The sequence below is a fragment of the Limosilactobacillus caccae genome, assembly GCF_900156885.1.
Classification (GTDB): domain Bacteria; phylum Bacillota; class Bacilli; order Lactobacillales; family Lactobacillaceae; genus Limosilactobacillus; species Limosilactobacillus caccae.
In genome coordinates, this window is sequence record NZ_FTOY01000011.1 from 137,383 (window position 1) to 158,433 (window position 21,051).

Sequence of the window (21,051 nt, forward strand, 5' to 3'; positions counted from 1 at the left end):
ATGACAAATACACAACATGGCTGGCTATTTAACCAGCTGTTCACCAAATGGAAGAAGTTTGAAGTTATCTATGTAACTATCTTGCTATTGCTGCAGATTGGGGTATACCTAATCGCGCCGGATAGCTGGGTTGGAATGTTATCAGGGGTCTTTGGCACCCTCGCCCTCGTCTATGGGATGAAGGGCCGGCGGATTACCTTCATCTTTGGCTTTATCCAGTGTGTGGCGATGACTTACGTTGCCTGGCAGAGTCACGCTTGGGGAACATTTGTGATGGATATTATCTATGTTATTTCCCAACCGATCGGCTGGTTCATGTGGGGAAATGACGACGCAACCAAGCGGTTCAGTCCCCAGATGCGGAAGTATGTATTCGCTGGAGTTGTCGTGGCTTACTTTGTTGGTTGGTACGTAATTGGCTTGTTCAATGGTCAGTTGCCATACTTTGACTCTTTCAACCTGGTTGTTAGTTTCATTGCCCAGTTACTCTATGTTTTGAAGTACCAGGAAAACTGGTCACTGTGGATCTGGGTCAACACGGCCAACATCATCTACTGGATCATTCTAGCGGTTCGTTACACGATGGGGGTCCACATTGGAACATTCGGCGGTGACCTTTCACAGGTTGCCCTCCAAGCCGCCCTGCTATTTAACTCCCTATACGCAACAAAGGTATGGGCAAGCGGGGAAGCCGATAATGAAGGTGGAACGAGTAAATAAAAACAAGCTTTTTTCCGCGATTACTATGTAATATTCGGAGATAAAACTAGGGGCTAGGAAGAAACATGGTTTCTTCCTAGCCCTAGTTTTTTATGCTTCGTATGGGATTTCATTATAACGGTGGTCACCTTCTTCAATTTGCAGTTGGTCATTGAAGCGGTTGACCAGGTCTTCCTTAACGTTGGTTAATGTAGCTTCGTCAACGTAAATGCTTGTGACGACATTGACCCCGTATTCTTCACCGGCAACTTCTAGCCCTTGTTCTTTGAGATAGTACAGTAGGGAATCATGTTGTGGGTAGCTGACGGTGATCTTGAGGGTCGCTTGTTTGACCCGCTGAATTAGGCCAACTTCGTGGATTGCTTCCGTGGTCGTGTTACTGTATGCCCGGATAAGGCCACCGGCACCGAGCTTGATTCCCCCAAAGTAGCGGGTTACCACGGCGACAACATTGTGGACCTTTGCCATCTTCAATGATTCAAGGATGGGGATTCCAGCGGTTCCACTTGGCTCGCCATTATCGCTTTCGCGTTGAATTTGATCTTTCTCACCGATCATGTAGGCAAAGCAATTATGCGTGGCCTTGCGATTTTCGGTTTGAATTTTACTGATAAATGCCTGGGCCTCTTCTTCAGATGATGCCCGGGCAATCGAGCAGATGAAGCGGGACTTTTTAATTACCTTTTCATAGGTGGTCGAGTTAGCAATCGTAAGATATGGTTCAGTCATTTTAAACTTCCTTCGTGCAATTTTTGTTTTTTTACGTATATAAATAATAGGGGGGTTAAAGATGAATTTGAATGATTATTATGGACGACGGCTTTTAGTAGGGCGAGATGACACGTCGCGGGACCACTTTCCGGCCCTGCAGGTCTTGCCGACGATTGAGGTTGGGCCGGCGATGATCCGTTGCTTGCGGTGTAACCACCAGACCCCGAAGACAGTCGCGGCCCTCCCACGTGGCGAATACTACTGTCCGCACTGCATAAACCTCGGACGGGTATCAACATTAACTAAATTTTATCATGTTCCCGAACCAAATCAATTTTCACCGGTCAAGCCAGTGCTGACCTGGCAAGGGACCCTGTCGCCATTTCAGCAACGGGCTGCCGAAGCGGTTAAGGAGGGAATGAAAAGGCATTGTCACCAGCTACTATGGGCGGTAACCGGCGCAGGGAAGACCGAGATGATGTTTGCAGGGATTGCGGCAGCCCTTGAACGGGGCGAGCGGGTGGCAATTGCTTCACCCCGGGTTGATGTATGCGGCGAATTATACCCACGTTTGCAAGCGGCCTTTGCGAATTGTCAGGTTGTACTATTGCATGGCCACCAGCCGACCCCGTACCGCTATGCCCAGTTGACAATTTGTACCACCCACCAATTACTGCGCTTTTACCGGGCATTTGACAACTTAATCATCGACGAGGTGGATGCCTTTCCCTATGCGGCCAATCCGGCACTATTGTTTGCGACCCGCCAGGCGCTAAAAAAAGATGGTGGCTGCTTATACTTGACGGCGACTCCCGGCGAAACTTTGCTAAGGGAAGTACGCCGTCACCGGCTAACGGTCAACTACCTCCCGTTGCGTTATCATGGTGAGTTATTACCAACAATCAAGCTCCGATTGGCGATCAACTGGCGTAAGCAGGTGAAAAGACAGCGGATTAGCCAAGGAATTATCCGCCAACTACGGACAAGCCTATTGCAGGGCCACCGTTTCTTACTCTTCGTGCCCCACGTCGCCGACCTCGCCCCGGCAGAAAAAGCCCTTCGCAAGAACTTTACTGCAGAAAAGTTCACGACCGTTCACGCCACGGACCCGGACCGGATGACCAAGGTTCAGCAGATGCGTGATGGGCAGTATGATTTTCTTATCACCAGTACAATTTTAGAGCGGGGGGTGACCTTTGCGGGGATTGATGTCTATGTCCTTGGCGCAGATGATGAGGTCTTTTCCTCGTCAGCCCTTGTTCAGATTGCGGGGCGAGCGGGCCGGTCACCACAGCGACCGACGGGGAATGTCGTCTTTTGGATCGCAGGTAATTGTCGTAATGTCCGTCAGGCAGTTGCACAAATCCGCTTGATGAATAGGAAGGGGCGAAAACTTAAAAGTGAACTGTCTTCTTTGCAATAAGTCAACGCACGCGCCACTGACGCTGAAAGATATCTTTTGGCCGGGAGAAATCTGCCAGCAGGCGGTATGTACAGAATGCCGGCAGCGTTTTCGCCCCTGTGCCAGTCCGCGCTGCCCCGGTTGCAGTCGTACCGGAAAAGCTGAGTTGTGTATAGAGTGCCAGCAGTGGCAGCAACAGTATGGTTGGCACCTCCGTCACTATGCCTTGTATGAGTATAACGAGATGATGAAAGATTACATGCACCGCTATAAGTTCCTGGGTGATTACCGTCTGCGGTTAGTCTTTCAGGCAGAACTTAGTAAACTAGTCCGTGCGCGGGCAGGGGACCTTGTTGTACCAATCCCAATAACCGCACGTGCCTGGCAAGAACGGGGGTTTAACCAGGTAACGGGGCTATTAGTACCGGGGACTTATCAAGAGGTACTGGACGCAAAGGAAAAGGACAAACCGGCGCAGTCAAGCAAGACCCGGCGTGAACGGTTGCGGACACCACAGCCATTTTGTTTGCCAGCCAACCTGGATGTTGTGGGGAAGCGGGTGCTATTAGTCGATGATGTCTATACCACCGGACGGACGCTCTACCATGCTGCCAGCCTTTTTAAACAAGCGGGCTGCAGCAGGGTTGGAAGCGTTTCACTTGCACGTTAAAATCTTATTAAGAAGTACTAATAAAGTTTGTTTATTAGACAGAAGTACTCTATAATGAATATAGGATATGAGAAGAGTGGTCCTTCTGATATCAGATCAAGCAGCTTGCTTGGCTGAAAGGAGAGAAGTACAATGTTAAAGTTCAATATTCGTGGTGAAAATGTCGAAGTTACTGAATCAATCCGTGACTATGTGGTAAAGCGGATCAGTAAGCTTCAAAAGTTCTTTGAAGATAGCGTTGAAGCTACCGCCCACGTGAACTTAAAAGTTTATCCAAACCGGACGTACAAGGTGGAAGTAACCATTCCTTTACCATACTTGACGTTACGGGCTGAAGAGACTTCCAATGATATGTACGGAAGTATCGACTTGGTAACTGACAAGCTTGAACGGCAAATCCGCAAGTACAAGACCAAGGTTAACCGTAAGTCACGTGAAAAGGGCTTAAAGAACCTTGAATTCGTACCATCTGACGATGATTCAGCAGAGAGTGTTGAAGAGTTAAAGATCGTGCGGACAAAGCAAGTTTCATTGAAGCCAATGGACCCTGAAGAGGCTGTTCTTCAAATGGACATGCTGGGACATGACTTCTTCGTCTTCCAAGACGCTGAAACTGACGGGACAAGCATTGTTTACCGTCGTAACGACGGCCGTTACGGTTTAATCGAAGCGGAATAATTCAGGATAAATAGCTAACTAAGAAGCGCGGATGAGAGATCATTGGCGCTTTTTATCTGCTGATTAATAAGAATGACCACTATTCTGAAAAAAATTAGTACATCATTTTAATTTATTGAGCTAACGTGTTAAAATATTACAGTTAGAATTAAAAATATAATTGGCTTGAGTAGTACTTTTTTATTGATTTTGGACTTAAGCCAGAAAGTAGGAAGGACGCTTTTATGGCCAATATTCTTAAAAAATGGATTGAAAGCGATCGTCGTGAATTACGGCGTATTAATAAATTAGCTAATAAAGTTGAGAGCTATGCAAAAACAATGGATGCATTGTCTGATGAACAACTTCAAGCAAAGACTGACGAATTTCGGGATCGTTACAAGAAGGGTGAATCATTAGACGACATGCTTCCAGAAGCGTTTGCTGTTTCACGTGAAGCGGCAAAACGGGTATTGGGGTTATACCCATTCCACGTGCAAATCATGGGGGGAATTGTGCTTCACGAAGGTAACATCGCCGAGATGCGGACTGGTGAAGGGAAGACCTTGACGGCCACGATGCCAGTATACTTAAACGCCATCTCCGGGAAGGGTGTTCACGTTATTACCGTTAACGAATACCTTTCAAAGCGTGATGCCACTGAAATGGGGCAGTTATACAACTGGCTTGGCTGTTCTGTCGGGGTCAACAACTCGGAGATGAGTCCAGACCAAAAGCGGGAAGCTTACAAGGCTGATATTATGTACTCGACCAACAGTGAAATCGGGTTTGACTATCTCCGTGACAACATGGCCGTTTACAAGGAAGACCAGGTACAACGAGGTTTGAACTACGCCTTAGTCGATGAGGTGGACTCCATTTTAATCGACGAAGCGCGGACACCACTGATCATTTCTGGCCCTGGTACTGGGACGTCAAAGCTTTACAAGCAGACAGACCGGTTCGTTAAGCAACTGAAAAAAGAGGTTGACTACAAGATCGACCTTGAATCGAAGACGGTCTCACTGACTGATGAAGGGATCAAGAAAGCAGAAAAGTACTTCAACTTAAAGAACCTTTATGACCCAGAAAACACCGCCTTGACTCACCACTTGGACCAGGCTCTGCGGGCTAACTACATCATGTTGCTCGATAAGGACTACGTTGTCCAAGACGGCGAAGTCCTGATTGTTGACTCCTTTACCGGACGGGTAATGGAAGGTCGGCGGTTCTCTGATGGCCTTCACCAAGCAATCGAAGCCAAGGAAGGCGTTGAGATTCAAGAAGAAAACAAGACGATGGCCAACATCACCTACCAGAACTTATTCCGGATGTACAATAAGCTTTCCGGGATGACTGGGACGGCCAAGACGGAACAAGAAGAATTCCGTGAAATCTACAACATGGAGACCATCACTATCCCAACCAACCGGCCAGTTCAACGGAAGGACGAACCAGACTTGCTTTACCCAACTCTGGAGAGCAAGTTTAAGGCGGTTGTTGAACGGATCAAGAAGTTACACGCCAAGGGGCAACCAATCCTGGTCGGGACCGTGGCGGTTGAAACCTCTGAATACCTGTCAGAGTTGCTTGACAAGGAACACATTCCGCACGTTGTCTTAAACGCCAAGAACCACGCGAAGGAAGCCGAGATTGTTAAGAACGCTGGGCAGCGTGGTGCCGTAACGATCGCCACTAACATGGCCGGACGTGGGACTGATATCAAGTTAGGACCTGGTGTGCGTGAAATCGGTGGCCTAGCAGTGCTAGGAACGGAACGGCACGAATCACGGCGGATTGATAACCAGCTTCGTGGGCGTTCTGGCCGGCAGGGGGACCCGGGCCTTTCCCAGTTCTACCTTTCACTTGAAGACGACCTGATGAAGCGGTTCGGTGGTGACCGGATCAAGTCCTTCTTGGAACGGATGAAGGTTAACGATGATGATGCAGTGATCAAGAGTCGTTTCTTGACCCACCAAGTTGAGTCTGCTCAAAAGCGGGTTGAAGGTAACAACTATGACTCCCGGAAGAACGTTTTGCAATACGATGACGTTATGCGTGAACAGCGGGAAATCATCTATAAGGAACGGCAAGAGATCATCACTGAGGACAAGTCTCTCAAGTGGGTACTGATGCCAATGTTCAAGCGGACGATCCAACGGGAAGTCGACCAACACACCCTTGGTGAAAAGAAGGACTGGGATTTGCAAGGAATTGTTGACTTTGCTGAAGAAGTCATCGTTAAGCCAGATACCCTGACCGTTAAGGACCTGGAAGGCAAGACCCCTGAAGAGATGGTCAACTACCTGATGACGTTTGCTAAGCAAATTTACAAGGAAAAGGAAAAGCAACTTTACGATCCAGCACAAATGCTTGAGTTTGAAAAGGTTGTTATCTTGCGGGTTGTTGACTCGCACTGGACGGACCACATTGATGTGATGGACCAGTTCCGGCAGTCTGTTGGTCTGCGGGGTTATGGGCAGTTAAACCCACTGGTTGAATACCAGACCGCGGGGTACCACATGTTTGAACAAATGGTTGCCGATATTGAATATGAGACGACACGACTTTTCATGAAGTCCCAGATTCGGCAAAATGTAACACGATAACGATTAAAATTACTACTAGGTACGGCAGTAAGGTAACCCATGGCGGTACCGCTGCCGTATTGTTGTATATGGAGGATTGACTGTGGAATTAAGCGAAGCAAAGAAACAAGTAGAAGCAATGCAACAAGAAGTTGCCCGCTTCGGGAGGTCTCTTTGACCTTGATGCTTTAGATGAGCGGATTGCGGAAAACGAGCAAAGAATGGCGCAACCGGACTTTTGGAATGATAACGAACAAGCCCAAAAAGTCATTGCAGCGAACAATGAACTGAAGGATAAGCGGGACACCTACGTTGATCTCCGCGACCAGATTGGTGACCTTCAGGCGTCGATTGAGTTGCTTGAAATGGAAGCCGATGATGACTTGCAGTCAGAATTTACTACTTCATTTGCGGCAACCAAGAAGGCCCTGGAACAGTACCGGCTTAACCAGCTATTGGACGGAGACTACGATGCGAAAAATGCGATCCTGGAAATCCACCCTGGTGCCGGGGGAACTGAAGCCCAGGACTGGGGCGAGATGCTTTTGCGGATGTATGTCCGTTGGGGTGAACAGCACGGCTTTAGCGTCGAGACTGCTAGTTACGAGGCTGGTGATGAGGCCGGGATTAAGAGCGTGACCCTTTTAATTAAGGGGCACAATGCCTTTGGCTACCTCCGCAGTGAGAAAGGGGTTCACCGGTTAGTACGGATTTCCCCGTTTGACGCTGCTGGACGGCGACACACCTCCTTTGCCTCCGTTGATGTGATGCCTGAACTTGACGATAGTGTACAGGTTGATATTGACCCGTCTGACTTGCGGGTTGATACTTTCCGGTCCAGTGGGGCTGGTGGGCAGCACATCAACAAGACCGAATCAGCAGTGCGGATTACCCATATTCCAACGGGGATCGTTACGTCGTCGCAGGCAGAACGTTCCCAGTTGCAAAACCGGGTAACAGCAATGAACATGCTGAAGTCAAAACTGTATGAACTAGAAGAAGAGAAGAAGGCAAAGAAGCGGGCAGAAATTGAAGGAGAACAGCTTGATATTGGCTGGGGATCCCAGATTCGCTCGTATGTCTTCCACCCATACACGATGGTTAAGGATAACCGAAGTGGCTATGAGACTCACAACGGGCAAGCGGTAATGGATGGGGACCTCGACCCGTTCATTAACGCATTCTTACAATGGAAGCTTAGCCAAAAGAATCCGCAGTAGCGTTAGAAAGGAAGTGGCAGTAATGCGTGAGAGTCAGCATAAGAAATTGACCCGGTCGGCAAGTGACCGAATGGTTGCTGGAGTATTTGGGGGAATTGGCACTTATTTCCGAATTCCCGCCAACGTCTTACGGGTCCTCTATGTATTGTTAACAATCTTCACTGGTTTTGTCCCGGGGATTATCATCTACTTTATCCTCATGATAATCATGCCTGCTGATCCACAAAAACCAGACTTATTAGGAATACTGAAGTCCTTTAGTGAATCACAAAAGAAAGCCCAACGTCCGGCAGAACAGTCACGGCGGACGTTAACGGATGTTGAGGAAAAAGACATAAAAAGAAATGGAAGATCATAAATGGAATTTTGGAAACGAGTACTAATAGATACAATCCTCTTTATTGCCCTTGCCGGCCTGTTTGCCGGGACGGGGATGTTTTATCTCACCAGTGCCTGGATTGCATTACTAGCGAGCTTTGTTTTAGCGATCCTCAATGTTTTGGTCAAGCCCATCTTGGTGCTATTGTCCCTGCCAATTAATATTTTGACCCTGGGACTATTTAGTGTTGTAATTAATGGGATAATGTTACAACTGACGTCCTTTCTGGTTGGTTCGGCCAACTTCCATTTTTCATCATTATGGTCAGCAATCCTGATTGCGATCATCATGGGAATCTGTAATACCATTATCACGAGCCACGAGGAAAGAATGTAAAGGAGTGGATAAAAGTGTCAGAGAATGTTACTGTCCAAGAATTAGTTGATAAGGTCCGCTTGAAGGTTCTCCAGGGAAAAGAGTACCTGCAGCGGACGATTGTTACCAGTGATATTTCCCGCCCAGCCCTTGAATTTGCGGGGTATTTCAAACACTATCCGGCAGTACGGATTCAATTGCTAGGGATTACGGAAACCTCTTTTGCAAAGGATTTGACGCATGAGCAACGGGAAGAATACATGACGAAGATGTGTACTCCCCAGACGCCGTGCTTTGTGATCTCAACTAACCTTCCTGTTCCTGCTGAGTTAAAGAAGGCCGCGGCAGATGCGAAGATTCCAATCCTCGGCACCCACTTAACGTCTTCCCAGATTCTTAGTAACATGACTTCCTACCTCCTGGAACGGCTCGCCCCACGGAAGTCGCTCCACGGGGTCTTGATTGATATCAGTGGTGTCGGTGTTTTGATTACTGGTGATTCGGGAGTTGGTAAGAGTGAAACGGCCCTTGAATTAGTTCGGCGGGGGCACCGGCTAGTTGCGGATGACCGGGTTGAGGTTTATGCCCGAGACGAACAGACCCTTGTCGGGACCGCGCCGCAGATCCTTAAGCACCTGATGGAGATCCGGGGGATTGGGATTATCGACGTTTCCACCCTGTATGGAACCGGGGCGATCATGCCAAGTGACAACATTGACTTGATCGTTCACCTCGAGACTTGGACGCCAGACGTGCAATTTGACCGGCTAGGTGACCGGGGTGATACGCAAACAATTCAGGGTGTAATCGTGCCGAAAGTGTCAGTCCCTGTTAAGACCGGCCGGAACCTGGCGATTATCATCGAGTCAGCAGCGATGAACTACCGGGCAGAGACAATGGGTTATGATGCGACGGAGACATTTGACCGCAACCTTAAACAGTTGATTAAGCAAAATTCGGCTCACGATTCTCAGAAAAATGACCAGGGGTCGGCGAAGTAGATGGCGGCTGGATCAATAATCGCGGCGCTCAACCCGATTGCCTTTCAAGGTGGCCCGTTCACCATTCATTGGTACGGGGTTATCATTGCATCCGGGGTGGTATTGGCCCTGATCCTGTCAGTTGTAGAAGGAAAACGCCGGGGGATTGCGGAGGATTACTTTTATGACTACCTCTTATGGGCATTGCCGATTGCGATCATCTGTGCCCGGCTCTACTATGTAACCTTCCAGTGGCCGTATTACCTTGCCCACCCGGATGAAATTATTGCAATCTGGGATGGGGGGATTGCAATTTACGGGGCGATCATCGGTGGCTTTGTAACCCTGCTGATCTTTTGCCACTACCGTCACTTGTCAGCATGGCTGATGATGGACGTGATTGCACCGACCTTAATCATGGCCCAGGGGATTGGCCGCTGGGGTAACTTTATGAACCAGGAAGCTTTTGGAAAAATTACGACCCGGGCAAGCCTGCTAGCCCAGCATCTTCCTGACTGGATCATTAATCAGATGTATATCGGTGGTCATTACCGGGTTCCAACATTTCTTTATGAATCACTATGGGACTTGGCCGGTTTTGCTTTGTTGATGATTTTTCGTCACCGTCACCACCTCTTTAAGCAGGGGGAAGTTTTTCTTGCCTACTTGATGTGGTATTCGGTGGGCCGGTTTGTAATCGAAGGGCTGCGAACGGATAGCCTCATGCTGGGGAGTACAATCCGGATATCACAATTATTATCAGTAGTCTTTTTCTGTGGTGCGTTAGTTATCTGGATCGTCCGCCGCTATCATAAAAACGTTCCGTGGTATATGATAGATAGTGAAAATAAATAATTAAGGAGAATAATTATGGCTGAAAAAATAGCTGTTTTGGGTGCTGGTTCTTGGGGAAGCACGTTAGCAAACATGCTTGTCGAAAACGGACATGATGTAACGTTGTGGTCCCGCAATGAAGAACAGGTTAAGCAATTAAACGAAGAACATGTCAACCCCCGTTACATGAAGCATCTGATTTACTCTGATGCACTGAAAGCAACGACCAATATGAAGGCAGCAGTGACTGATGCCAAGGTAATCTTGATCGTCATCCCAACTAAGGGCCTCCGGGAAGTGGCAAAGAAGTTGAATGGCTACCTCGCTGAATTACAGCAAAAGCCATTAATTATCCATGCAACAAAGGGGCTTGAGCAGGATACGTATAAGCGTCCTTCGGAAATGATTGCGGAAGAAATTGCGCCGGCAAACCGGGGAGCAATCGTCGTCCTCTCCGGTCCAAGCCATGCCGAAGATGTTGCAGTTAAGGATATGACTGCCGTTACCGCCGCCTGTGAAGATGTTAATGGTGCACGGAAGGCCCAGGAATTGTTTAGCAATCCTTACTTCCGGGTATACACCAATAGTGACGTAATTGGGGCGGAATTTGGCGCAGCGTTAAAGAACATTATTGCAATTGGTGCCGGGGCCATCCAGGGACTGGGCTACCATGATAATGCCCGGGCGGCCTTGATCACCCGGGGACTTGCCGAAATCCGCCGTCTCGGCGTTGCCTTTGGGGCCAACCCAATGACCTTTATTGGCCTATCTGGTGTTGGGGACCTGGTCGTTACCGCTACCAGTAAGAATTCACGGAACTGGCGTGCGGGTTACCAACTTGGTGAAGGCAAGAAGCTTGAAGATGTAATTGACCACATGGGAATGGTAATCGAAGGGGTCTACACGACTAAAGCCGCTTATGAGCTAAGTCGGAAGCGGCAGGTCAAGATGCCAATCACCGAGGCGCTTTACCATGTCTTATACGAGGGTGAAGACGTGAAAACGGCAATTTCTCAACTGATGAGCCGAGATCTTACTTCAGAAAATGAATAAATATGGTAAAATGCTATAGGATGGATATTGAGAGAAATTGAAGACATGGAAAGGGTTTTACAATTATGAAACGTGTTAGAAAAGCCATTATTCCTGCTGCGGGATTAGGAACTCGTTTCCTCCCTGCAACTAAGGCTTTGGCTAAGGAAATGTTACCAATCGTTGATAAGCCAACGATTCAGTTTATTGTTGAAGAAGCGCGGAAGTCCGGCATCGAAGATATCGTTGTCGTTGATGGGAAGAACAAGCGCTCAATCGAGGACCACTTTGATTCCAACCCTGAATTGGAAGACAACCTTCGTTCGAAGCACAAGGACGAAATGTTAAAGATGGTTGAAGAAACAACTGACGTTAACATTTACTTTATTCGTCAATCACACCCACGCGGTTTAGGGGATGCTGTTTTGACCGCGCGCGACTTCATTGGCGACGAACCATTTGTTGTAATGCTTGGTGACGACCTCAACAACATCAACAACAAGGGTGAAGCTTTGACTAAGCAATTAATCGAAAGTTACGACCAGACAGGTGCTTCAACCCTTGCAGTTATGCGGGTTCCACACGAAGATACTGCCAAATACGGGGTTATCAACCCAAGTAAGGAAGTTACCCCAGGCCTCTACAACGTGACGAGCTTTGTTGAAAAGCCAGCACCTAAGGACGCACCGAGTGACTTAGCGATTATCGGTCGTTACGTCTTTACCCCAGAGATCTTTGACGTATTAGCAAAGACCAAGCCTGGTAAGGGCGGCGAGATCCAATTGACTGACGCCATTGATACCTTAAACCAAACGCAACGTGTCTTTGCCCGTGAATACACTGGCGACCGTTATGATGTTGGTAACAAGTTTGGCTGGGTTAAGACAAACATTGAATACGGTCTTGAACACCCACAAGTTAAAGACGAATTACGTGAATACATCAAGGAATTAGGGGCAAAGTTATCTGCCGAAGATAAGAAGGCTTCTAAGAAATAGGCAAGTGGCTGGGAAAAGATCCTAGCTGAAAACAAAAAGCCGGACGATGAGCTATTTTCATCGTCCGGCTTTTTGTGTCCACAAGGAAGTTAGCATCACTGACTAGTGGTTGATAAAAAGTAAGCAAAATAATTGTCATAGAAATTCAATTTTGCTAAACTGGTTGTAATCAATCGGTTGAACAAAATTGATTTAAGGAGGGCAAATGACACAGACAGATAAGAAAGGTGAGCTGTTCCATGAACAGGATTCATCGCTACTTTTAGAACATAACCTTTGTTTTTATTTATATGTATCTTCGCGCGAGTTTATTAACCGATACACGCCTTTACTGGCGGAGATTGGCCTGACCTACACCCAGTACGTGGTCATGATGGTGCTGTGGGAAGAACACACCATTGTTACGAGGGAGCTGCGCGACAAGGTGTTCCTCGATAGTGGGACCCTGACACCAGTATTAAAGAAACTAGTCGAAAAGGGTTTCATTACGAAAGAGCGCTCACAGGCAGATGCCCGGGACCTGATTGTCACCCTTACGCCAAAGGGTGCGGATTTGCGGCAAGATGCGTTAGCTGTCCGCACTGCCCTTGCCAAGGACTTTAAGGGGAGCACTGATAATAGCAGGCTTTTAAAGCTACTCCGGGAAATGGTGGACACGTTCCGGCAAGAACGGAAGGAAAAATAAGCCGTGCTGGTGCACTACATTTAATCCTGGCGGCGAAAGTATATTAGTATTAGGCATTAAGAGGTGGCGGAGACTTGCCGTACGGCGAAGGAAAAATCCAAACGACTTGCAAGCAATTGTCGTAGCTGACAGACGGTGACTTAAAGAAATGTGAGGAAATAAGAATGGACTATGATGTAATTTTTATCGGCAGTGGTCACGCTGCCAACCATGGGGCCGGTTTGTTGGCCGCAGCGGGGAAAAAGGTTGCCATGATCGAAGCAGATAAGCTTGGCGGCGTTTGCACCAATTATGGTTGTGATGCCAAGATTTTGCTAGACGGCCCCTTTGAATATTTGGATGGCCTGAATAATTACCAAGACCTGGGGTTACAGGCAGATGTGCAAATTGATTGGTCTAAATTAATGGACCATAAGCGGAAGACCCTGGCTGGCTTCCAAACGGTATTTGAACCCTTGTTCCAAAAGATGGGGGTTGACATTATCCACGGACGGGGCACGATTATCGATGCCCATACTGTCGCAGTCGGTGACCAGCATTATTCGGCTGACAATATCGTCATTGCGACTGGGGCCCGCAATTCTAAGCTTGATATCCCTGGCAAAGATTTGATGCAGGGTAGTACCGAATTCTTAGACTTGGATACTTTACCAGAGCATATGATTGTGGTCGGTGCCGGAATTATCGGGATGGAATTTGCGTCAATGGCCCTATTAGCAGGCAAGAAAGTGACCTTCTTTGAATATGGTGACCGCCCACTGAAGGCTTATCCTGCAAAATACGTCAATAAAATTGTGGCAAAATTTGTGGATCAAGGCGCCGTTTTCCACTTTGGGCAAGCCGTTGCGAAAGTGGAAGAAACGGTGGACGGTTTCCGGGTATCGACGCAAGCAGGAGTCGAAGCCACTGGTGACTTTGTGTTGGATTCAACGGGGCGGGTCGCCAATGTTGAAAACCTTGGCCTAGAAACGCTGGGGATTGAAGCAAGCCCGCGGGGAATCAAGGTCGACGAACACATGCGGACCGCGGTGCCAAGCATCTATGCTTCAGGGGATGTTGTCGACAAGACCATTCCAAAATTGACACCAACCGCTGAGTTTGAATCGAACTATATCGCCCGTGACATTTTAACTCCTGATGGACCGGCGATTACTTACCCGGTTATTCCGAACCTCGTCTTTACCTTGCCACGGATTGGGCAAGTGGGGGTTACCATTGACGAAGCCCAAGCTAATCCAGCGCAGTATAAATTAGTGGAAATTCCATGGGGAAAGCAACATGACTGGGTCAATAATCACGAGCAAGACGCTGAATTGACGTTGATCTTTGACAAGGAAGGTTACCTGGTAGGTGCCGCCGCCATCTCAAGCCAAGTTGGTACCTGGTTAGACTGGTTAACCCCAATCATTGAGAAGAAGATGACCGCCCGTGACCTTAGCGCGATGATTATGTCCTTCCCAACGCAAACCTACGTGCTGTGGTCAACGTTGCGGCCCCTTTTGAAGGCACAATAAGCATGTAAAACAAAAACAGGATTGCCAGATCGCAATCCTGTTTTTGGTTAATATGCGCTACATATCTTCAACAACAACGTATTCCATATCAAGGGGACCGTGGACACCGACAATTAAGACCATTTCAATATCCCCGGAATTAGATGGGCCGGTGATGAAGTTAATGTTTGATGTCGCCAGGTTACCTGCTTGGATTTCCTTTTCGTAGTAGTCCATTGCTTGCCGGGAACGCGGAAGAATCTTACTCTTTGGAATAATTGCGAGATAATGCGTTGGCAAGAAGTGGAACGACCGGCCCTGTTCAGGGTAGGTGGCGATCGTAATCGTGCCGGATTCTGCTAGCAGGAAGTCAGCAAAGCCAATTGCGGCATCACTCTTGTTAGCGTTGGTGATGTTTTCCCGGCCGAGTTCTGGTTTCCAGTAGTAGACGGGGTCAATCGCCAGCCCCTGGTGCCACATGTTAAGGGAATAATCAGTCCATTTTTCTTCCGCAAATGATGGGAGCATCAGACTGTTAACATCTTTTTCACTAATAAATTCGTCGAGGGTTGTCCCCAGGTCCGCCTTCTTGACCACTTTAAAGTTAACATGGACAGCTTCACTATTCTTCTTGGCGATTTCCAGCAACTCATCTTGACTCTTGCCCGCCAGGGTTGTTTCCGGCAGTTCATTGACCGGTTCCAGTGGGTTATCGGCGAGTGCATGACGCGGGCGGTTTGCTGCTTTTGCAATTCGGTTCAAAAAGTCTTCTTGATTTTGGGCTGTGTCAGCTTCTTTTAGAAAATCAGTCATTCTTTTGTTCCTCCTCTGTTAACTGCTGGTTTTTCTTATACCAGTGACGGAAGTTTTCGCGGTACTTTGGCGCTACCGCCAGGTCTCTGACATCTACCCACCCGTGAACCAATTTAGGTGCAATTGCGGGTAGGTGGTTGACCTTGCCTTCAGGGAAGAGGTTCTTGATATCCTTTTCGGTCGTCTTCTTCCCAAAGGTTTTAAGGCCAATGTGGGCACCGCGCATGGCATCAGCAAACAAGGCTGGTGATGCGGTTCCCTTCCCGACCGTCTTTAAGAGGGCATTGGTCATGCTGTGGTCAAGGTGCAGTTGGTCCATTTCGACGTAGCGGTGCTTCCGGATGAGGTCGTGGAGTGGGATCTTGACTGGGCATGTCTCCGTACATGCAGCACACAGGCTACATGCGTATGGCAAGTCCCTAAATTGCTGATAGCCGCCAAGGATTGGGGAAAGGACATCCCCCATTGGGCCAGGGTAGATCGAACCATACCCCTTCCCACCGATTTGCCGGTAAACTGGGCAAACGTTCAAGCATGAGCCACAACGAATACATTGCAGCATTGGTTCAAATTCGCTATTGAGCATCTTCGATCGACCATTATCGACAATTACCACGTAAAAGTCATCAGGGCCATCAGCCTCGCCAACCTTCTTTGCCGACGAGAAGGAACAGTAACTGGTCAATTTCTGGCCGACGGCACTCCGGCTGAGGATATTATCAAGGGTTTCCGCTTCTTTGAGGCTTGGCACGATCCGTTCCATCCCCATGACAACCACCTGGGTCTTGGGGATAGCCATTGTTAAATCGGCATTCCCTTCATTAGTAACGAGGTTAATCATTCCGTTATTTGCTACTGCAAAGTTACAGCCGGTAATTCCAAAGTCGGCCTTCATGAAGTAGTTCCGGAGATATTGCCGGACAAATTTTGCCATATGTTCTGGAACATTATCTCCAGTGTAGCCGATCTTTTGAAAGACCTTTTGAATTTGGTCACGGTTCTTGTGGAGGGTTGGGAAGACGATGTGGGTCGGTTCATCCCAGTTGTCTTCCTGGAGAATAAATTCCGCCAAGTCCGTTTCCATCAGGGCTAGACCAGGAATGCTGAGCAGGGTCTTGTCGAGGTCGATTTCAGTCGTGACCATTGACTTTGACTTGACGACATTTTTCGCGTGCTTCTTAATTGCCAGTTCCTTGATAAAGCCGCTCGCTTCCTTGTCGTCCTTAGCAAAGAAGACGTGGCCTCCATTCTTTTTGACGTTGTCACTGAATTCTTCAAGGTAGTCGGGCAAGTACTTGATGGTGTGCTGGCGAATTTGTGCGGAAAGGTCACGCCAGCCTTCCCAATTACCTAGTTCCCGACGGGCAGCGGTCCGTTTGTCAAACTGGGCGTCTTGTGACTTCGCGACGGAAGCGCGCATAAAGTTATCGGCTTCAGCCTCTTTTACCCGTTCGTCGAATGGCTTATTACTTGTTGCAATTCCCATCTAAAACACCCCATTTCCGTTTGCTGGCACCATTACGTGATCAGTATCCTTAACGTAGGTAATACGACTAGGATCGACATTGTGGTTAAGAACTTCGGCAATGTGCATGATCTTAATGTGTTCGCCTTCCTGCCGGCGGTTAATCCGGCCACCGATATTCATCAAACAGGATTGTTCACAGGCAATTAAGATGTGCGCCTTGGTCTTTAAGACATTGTCGGCCTTATCATCGACCATTGCCCGTGATAAAAGTGGTTCTTTAGCGGAGAAGGTTCCCCCAAAGCCACAGCAGAGCTGGATATTATGAAGGGGGATCATCTTGAGCCCTTTTACGTGGTCAAGCAGGACAAATGGGGCTGTCCGCTCACCGAGTAACCGGGTCATGTGACATGAGCGGTGGAAGGTTGCTGTATCATCAAGTTCAGCACCGCAGTCAAGAATCCCGAGTACCCGATAAATGAATTCTGTTAATTCATAAGATTTGTCGTAAAGAACTTGGGCCTTTTCAGCGTATTCAGGGTCATCCTTGAAAATATCCTTGTATTCGTGAAGCATAGCGACACAGGAGCCCGATGGACCGACGATGTAGTCAGCATCAATGCTCAGCAGGGCATCAATTTGGTTCTTGAATGTTGCCATTGATTCCCGGTCGTAGCCACTATTAAATGTCGGTTGACCACAACAAATCTGCTTGCTAGGGACGACGGTTTCACAGCCGAAACGTTGCAAGAGTTCGACGGTTGCCTTACCGACATTGGGGTAGAGTAAGTCAACGATACAAGTAGAAAAAATACAAACTTTCATATATACGTGCATTCGCGGTAAATGCACTTCGCCTCCTTAATAAAATTTGGGAAAAAGTTAATGTCTTAGCTACTTATTAGTCATATTATAACTCAAACAGTTTGATTTGAGGGCTGTTACCGCTTACTTTGTTTTTATTTGCTATATAATATAATAATATCGGTTATAATTATTTTGGAATATAAGAGCAATGAAGCGAGCACGGTGTTAGACAAAGCACTGCAAAGTCGGTATGATATGGATAATTAAACGAACTTCGAGGAGGAAGAAAAATGGCTGAAAAGAAGCAATACGATGTTGTTGTAGTTGGTGCGGGCCCAGGTGGAATGACCGCAGCAATGTATGCCTCCCGGGCAAACTTATCAGTGTTGATGCTCGACCGTGGAATTTACGGAGGGAACCTTAATAACACTGCCGAAATTGAAAATTATACCGGTTTTAAGAGTATTAAGGGGCCGGACCTCGCCAAGGAAATGTATGATGGCGCCACCCAGTTTGGTGCTGAATATGCCTACGGAACAGTTAAGCAGATCGAATTAGAAGGGCAGCTGAAGAAGGTCACAACTGACATGGATGAGACCTTCTTAGCAAAGGCGGTCGTTATTGCAACTGGTTCAGACCAACGGCACTTAAATGTCCCTGGTGAAGAGGAATTCAGTGGTCGCGGGGTTTCATACTGTGCCGTATGTGACGGGGCCTTCTTTAAGGGAAAGAACCTAATTGTTGTCGGCGGTGGGGACGCTGCCGTTGAAGAAGGAGAGTACCTGACCCAGTTAGCAGCAAAGGTAACGGTGCTCGTCCGCCGCGACGAATTACGGGCAGAACCAATTATCCAGGCATCTGCTATGAAGAATGACAAGATGGAATTTGTCTACAATACCAGCGTAACGGAAATCCTCGGTGACGACGTGAAGGTTAACGGGGTCAAGACCCGTAATAACCAGACTGGTGAGACCGGTGAGTTGGCCGCTGACGGCGTCTTCATCTACGTTGGAAATGTTCCAATGACCAAGGCCTTCACTAACCTTGATATCCTTGACGAACAAGGCTGGATTAAGACTGATGAGCGGATGCAGACGGCGGTTCCCGGGATCTACGCGATTGGGGATGTACGGGAGACACCGTTGCGGCAGGTTGCAACGGCCGTTGGTGATGGTGCCATTGCCGGGCAGCAGGTTTACCAATACATTAAGTCAATGGCTAACTAAGCTCGCCATTTAACGGATGATTTTTACAAGTTCGTGTGGTGGAAAATAAATAATTTTACCGCACAATGAGCCCTGGGCGGCTGATCGTGGATAAAGCTTGCCGTGCTTTGACATCGCGGCTGTCTGCGCTTAGCTAACTGGGGTTCTTTTCTTTTACCATCCTTATGCTTTCTGATAAAAGTTTAGTAAAACATTAAGTAAAAACAGACATGGCAAATTTTCTGCGGTATACTATAGGGCAGAGTATGACATAAAGGAGACATTATTGTGAGCTGGAAAGATACTTATAAGGTTTGGCAAGAACGGACAGATCTTGACCCAGATTTAAAGCAAGAATTAGCTGCGATGAATGATGACAAGGAAATTGAAGATGCCTTCTATGGTCCAATGTCATTTGGTACTGCAGGGATGCGGGGCTTGATGGGTCCAGGGACTAACCGGATGAATGTCTATACGGTCCGTCAAGCAACAGAAGGATTAGCTACTTTGATGGATTCACTCGGTGATGATATTAAAAAGCGGGGAGTTGCGATCGGTTACGACTCACGGCACAACTCTTACAAGTTTGCTCATGATTCCGCTAAGGTCTTAGGGGCCCACGGTATTAAGGTCTACATTTATGACAATGTGCGGCCAACACCAGAGCTATCATTTGCGGTGCGCCACATGGGGACTTATGCCGGGATTATGATTACTGCTAGCCACAACCCAAAGGAATACAACGGTTACAAGATTTACGGTGAAGACGGTGGTCAGATGCCACCAAAGGAATCCGACATGATGACCGGCTACATCCGGAAGATTGCTGACATCTTTGACATTAAGTTGGCTGATGAACAAGCAATGATCAACAGCGGCTTAGAAACAGTGATGGGTGAAGACGTCGACCACGCTTACCTCCAACTTGCCAAGGGGGTAACGGTTAACCCTGAATTGGCGAAGGAATACGGGAAGGACATGAAGTTTGTCTTTACCCCATTATGTGGGACCGGGCGGATGCTTGGTGAACGGGCACTGCGGCAGGCAGGGTTCACTAATTTCACCATTGAGCCAACCGAAGCGCAACCAAACGGGGACTTCCCTGGCTTGGAACACCCTAATCCAGAATTCCCCGAAGCCTTTGTGCGGTCAATTAAGTTGGGAAAAGAAATTGATGCTGATGTCTTGATCGCCACGGACCCAGACGCGGACCGGCTTGGCTGTGCTGTTCGGCAACCTGATGGTGAATACCAATTGTTGACTGGTAACCAAATTGCTTCCATCATGCTTGCTTACATCCTTGAAGCTCACAAGCAAGCAGGCACTTTGCCGAAGAATGCGGCAGCAGTGAAGTCAATTGTTTCAACTAACTTTGCCGGAAAGATTGCCGAAAGTTACGGGGTTGAAATGATTAACGTCTTAACTGGATTTAAGTGGATCGCTGACCAAATCCACCAATACGAGACTGGTAAGGCTGACCATACCTTTATGTTTGGTTTTGAAGAGAGCTATGGCTACCTGATTAAGCCATTTGTCCGGGACAAGGATGCCATTCAGTCATTGACCTTATTGGCCGAAGTTGCGGCATACTACCGGAGTCGGAACATGACCTTGTACGATGGCTTACAAGAATTGTTCAAGAAGTACGGGTACTTCCGTGAAAAGACGATTGCCAACACTTATGCTGGGGTTGACGGTCCGGCAAAGATTAAGGGCTTGATGAAGAAGTTCCGCGAAGAAGCGCCAACGCACTTTGCTGGTCACCAAGTGGTTGTTACCGAAGACTTTACCAAGGGGACAAAGACGACTGCTGATGGCAAGGTCAGCGAACTGGGAATTCCAGCATCAAACGTATTGCGCTACGTACTGGATGATGAGACCTGGATTGCAATTCGCCCATCAGGGACTGAACCAAAGCTGAAGTTCTACATTGGGACAAGCGCAGACAGTCTTACCAAGGCGAATGATAAACTAGCTGACTTTGAAAAGGCACTACAAGAATTTGCTGAAGAATAAGGATTAAATTAAGCAGTAACTGCTTTTAATCCCGCTAAGAGGTAGGGGAGTGATCTCCTTG

Annotated in this window: 20 protein-coding genes; 16 read left to right on the forward strand and 4 right to left on the reverse strand. The window is 47.8% G+C overall.

The features are described from left to right. Complete coding sequence (gene pnuC, locus CZ502_RS06720) at positions 1–720, forward strand: nicotinamide riboside transporter PnuC (protein WP_076460868.1); 720 nt, start codon at positions 1–3, stop codon at positions 718–720. A 90-nt stretch (positions 721–810) separates the two neighbouring features. On the opposite strand, the gene CZ502_RS06725 is transcribed toward pnuC, so the two are convergent. Continuing rightward, positions 811–1,449 carry a YigZ family protein gene (locus tag CZ502_RS06725; RefSeq protein ID WP_076460870.1) on the reverse strand — a complete coding sequence of 213 codons (639 nt, stop codon included), beginning with the start codon at positions 1,447–1,449 and terminating at the stop codon, positions 811–813. A 61-nt stretch (positions 1,450–1,510) separates the two neighbouring features. Between CZ502_RS06725 and CZ502_RS06730 the strand changes: the two genes are divergently transcribed. The 13 genes from CZ502_RS06730 (at position 1,511) to CZ502_RS06795 (ending at position 14,705) form a co-directional block, all read left to right on the forward strand. Continuing rightward, a complete protein-coding gene (locus tag CZ502_RS06730) occupies positions 1,511–2,854 on the forward strand; it encodes an ATP-dependent helicase ComFA (protein ID WP_076460872.1) in 1,344 nt (447 codons plus the stop codon). A gap of 145 nt (positions 2,855–2,999) precedes the next feature. Continuing rightward, the gene (locus CZ502_RS06735) at positions 3,000–3,503 is read left to right on the forward strand and encodes a ComF family protein (RefSeq protein ID WP_234982454.1); all 504 of its coding nucleotides are present in this window, start codon (positions 3,000–3,002) and stop codon (positions 3,501–3,503) included. A gap of 132 nt (positions 3,504–3,635) precedes the next feature. After that, on the forward strand, positions 3,636–4,181 hold the full coding sequence (gene hpf, locus CZ502_RS06740; protein ID WP_076460876.1) for a ribosome hibernation-promoting factor, HPF/YfiA family: 546 nt from the start codon (positions 3,636–3,638) through the stop codon (positions 4,179–4,181). Positions 4,182–4,405: 224 nt separating this feature from the next. Then, positions 4,406–6,769, forward strand: coding sequence for a preprotein translocase subunit SecA (secA, locus tag CZ502_RS06745; RefSeq protein WP_076460878.1), 2,364 nt, complete (start codon positions 4,406–4,408; stop codon positions 6,767–6,769). 82 nt (positions 6,770–6,851) lie between these two features. Further along, positions 6,852–7,968, forward strand: a protein-coding gene (gene prfB, locus CZ502_RS06755; RefSeq protein WP_200804226.1) for a peptide chain release factor 2 whose coding sequence is annotated in 2 segments (ribosomal slippage) — positions 6,852–6,923 and positions 6,925–7,968 — 1,116 coding nt in all. Because the reading frame shifts where the segments join, the coding sequence is not laid out codon by codon here. Between the two features lie 22 nt (positions 7,969–7,990). Next, on the forward strand, positions 7,991–8,326 hold the full coding sequence (locus CZ502_RS06760) for a PspC domain-containing protein (RefSeq protein WP_076460882.1): 336 nt from the start codon (positions 7,991–7,993) through the stop codon (positions 8,324–8,326). Then, the gene (locus CZ502_RS06765) at positions 8,327–8,683 is read left to right on the forward strand and encodes a phage holin family protein (RefSeq protein ID WP_076460884.1); all 357 of its coding nucleotides are present in this window, start codon (positions 8,327–8,329) and stop codon (positions 8,681–8,683) included. 14 nt (positions 8,684–8,697) lie between these two features. Beyond that, positions 8,698–9,663 carry an HPr(Ser) kinase/phosphatase gene (gene hprK, locus CZ502_RS06770; RefSeq protein WP_076460886.1) on the forward strand — a complete coding sequence of 322 codons (966 nt, stop codon included), beginning with the start codon at positions 8,698–8,700 and terminating at the stop codon, positions 9,661–9,663. Next, the gene (gene lgt / locus CZ502_RS06775) at positions 9,664–10,497 is read left to right on the forward strand and encodes a prolipoprotein diacylglyceryl transferase (protein WP_076460888.1); all 834 of its coding nucleotides are present in this window, start codon (positions 9,664–9,666) and stop codon (positions 10,495–10,497) included. Between the two features lie 15 nt (positions 10,498–10,512). Then, positions 10,513–11,529, forward strand: coding sequence for an NAD(P)H-dependent glycerol-3-phosphate dehydrogenase (locus CZ502_RS06780; protein ID WP_076460890.1), 1,017 nt, complete (start codon positions 10,513–10,515; stop codon positions 11,527–11,529). Between the two features lie 65 nt (positions 11,530–11,594). After that, positions 11,595–12,506 carry a UTP--glucose-1-phosphate uridylyltransferase GalU gene (gene galU, locus CZ502_RS06785; protein ID WP_076460892.1) on the forward strand — a complete coding sequence of 304 codons (912 nt, stop codon included), beginning with the start codon at positions 11,595–11,597 and terminating at the stop codon, positions 12,504–12,506. A 205-nt stretch (positions 12,507–12,711) separates the two neighbouring features. After that, positions 12,712–13,191: a MarR family winged helix-turn-helix transcriptional regulator gene (locus tag CZ502_RS06790; RefSeq protein ID WP_076460894.1), complete on the forward strand. Its 480-nt coding sequence runs from the start codon at positions 12,712–12,714 to the stop codon at positions 13,189–13,191. 164 nt (positions 13,192–13,355) lie between these two features. Beyond that, complete coding sequence (locus CZ502_RS06795) at positions 13,356–14,705, forward strand: dihydrolipoyl dehydrogenase family protein (RefSeq protein WP_076460897.1); 1,350 nt, start codon at positions 13,356–13,358, stop codon at positions 14,703–14,705. Between the two features lie 57 nt (positions 14,706–14,762). Here the strand turns inward: CZ502_RS06795 and CZ502_RS06800 are convergent, their stop codons facing one another. From CZ502_RS06800 to CZ502_RS06810, 3 genes are read right to left on the reverse strand one after another with little or no spacing between them, the layout of a single operon-like run. Continuing rightward, positions 14,763–15,497: a LutC/YkgG family protein gene (locus CZ502_RS06800; protein ID WP_076460899.1), complete on the reverse strand. Its 735-nt coding sequence runs from the start codon at positions 15,495–15,497 to the stop codon at positions 14,763–14,765. Then, entirely contained in the window at positions 15,490–16,983 is a 1,494-nt protein-coding gene (locus tag CZ502_RS06805) for a LutB/LldF family L-lactate oxidation iron-sulfur protein (protein ID WP_076460901.1), read from the reverse strand. Before CZ502_RS06805 ends, CZ502_RS06800 begins: the two co-directional genes overlap by 8 nt. Further along, positions 16,984–17,787 carry a (Fe-S)-binding protein gene (locus CZ502_RS06810; protein WP_200804227.1) on the reverse strand — a complete coding sequence of 268 codons (804 nt, stop codon included), beginning with the start codon at positions 17,785–17,787 and terminating at the stop codon, positions 16,984–16,986. It abuts the gene before it with no gap. Positions 17,788–18,059: 272 nt separating this feature from the next. On the opposite strand from CZ502_RS06810, the gene trxB reads away from it, so the two are divergent. After that, a complete protein-coding gene (trxB, locus tag CZ502_RS06815) occupies positions 18,060–18,995 on the forward strand; it encodes a thioredoxin-disulfide reductase (RefSeq protein ID WP_076460905.1) in 936 nt (311 codons plus the stop codon). A 267-nt stretch (positions 18,996–19,262) separates the two neighbouring features. Next, positions 19,263–20,990 (forward strand): phospho-sugar mutase, encoded by a 1,728-nt coding sequence (locus CZ502_RS06820; protein WP_076460907.1) that lies wholly within the window; start codon positions 19,263–19,265, stop codon positions 20,988–20,990. The last annotated feature ends 61 nt before the right edge of the window (positions 20,991–21,051 follow it).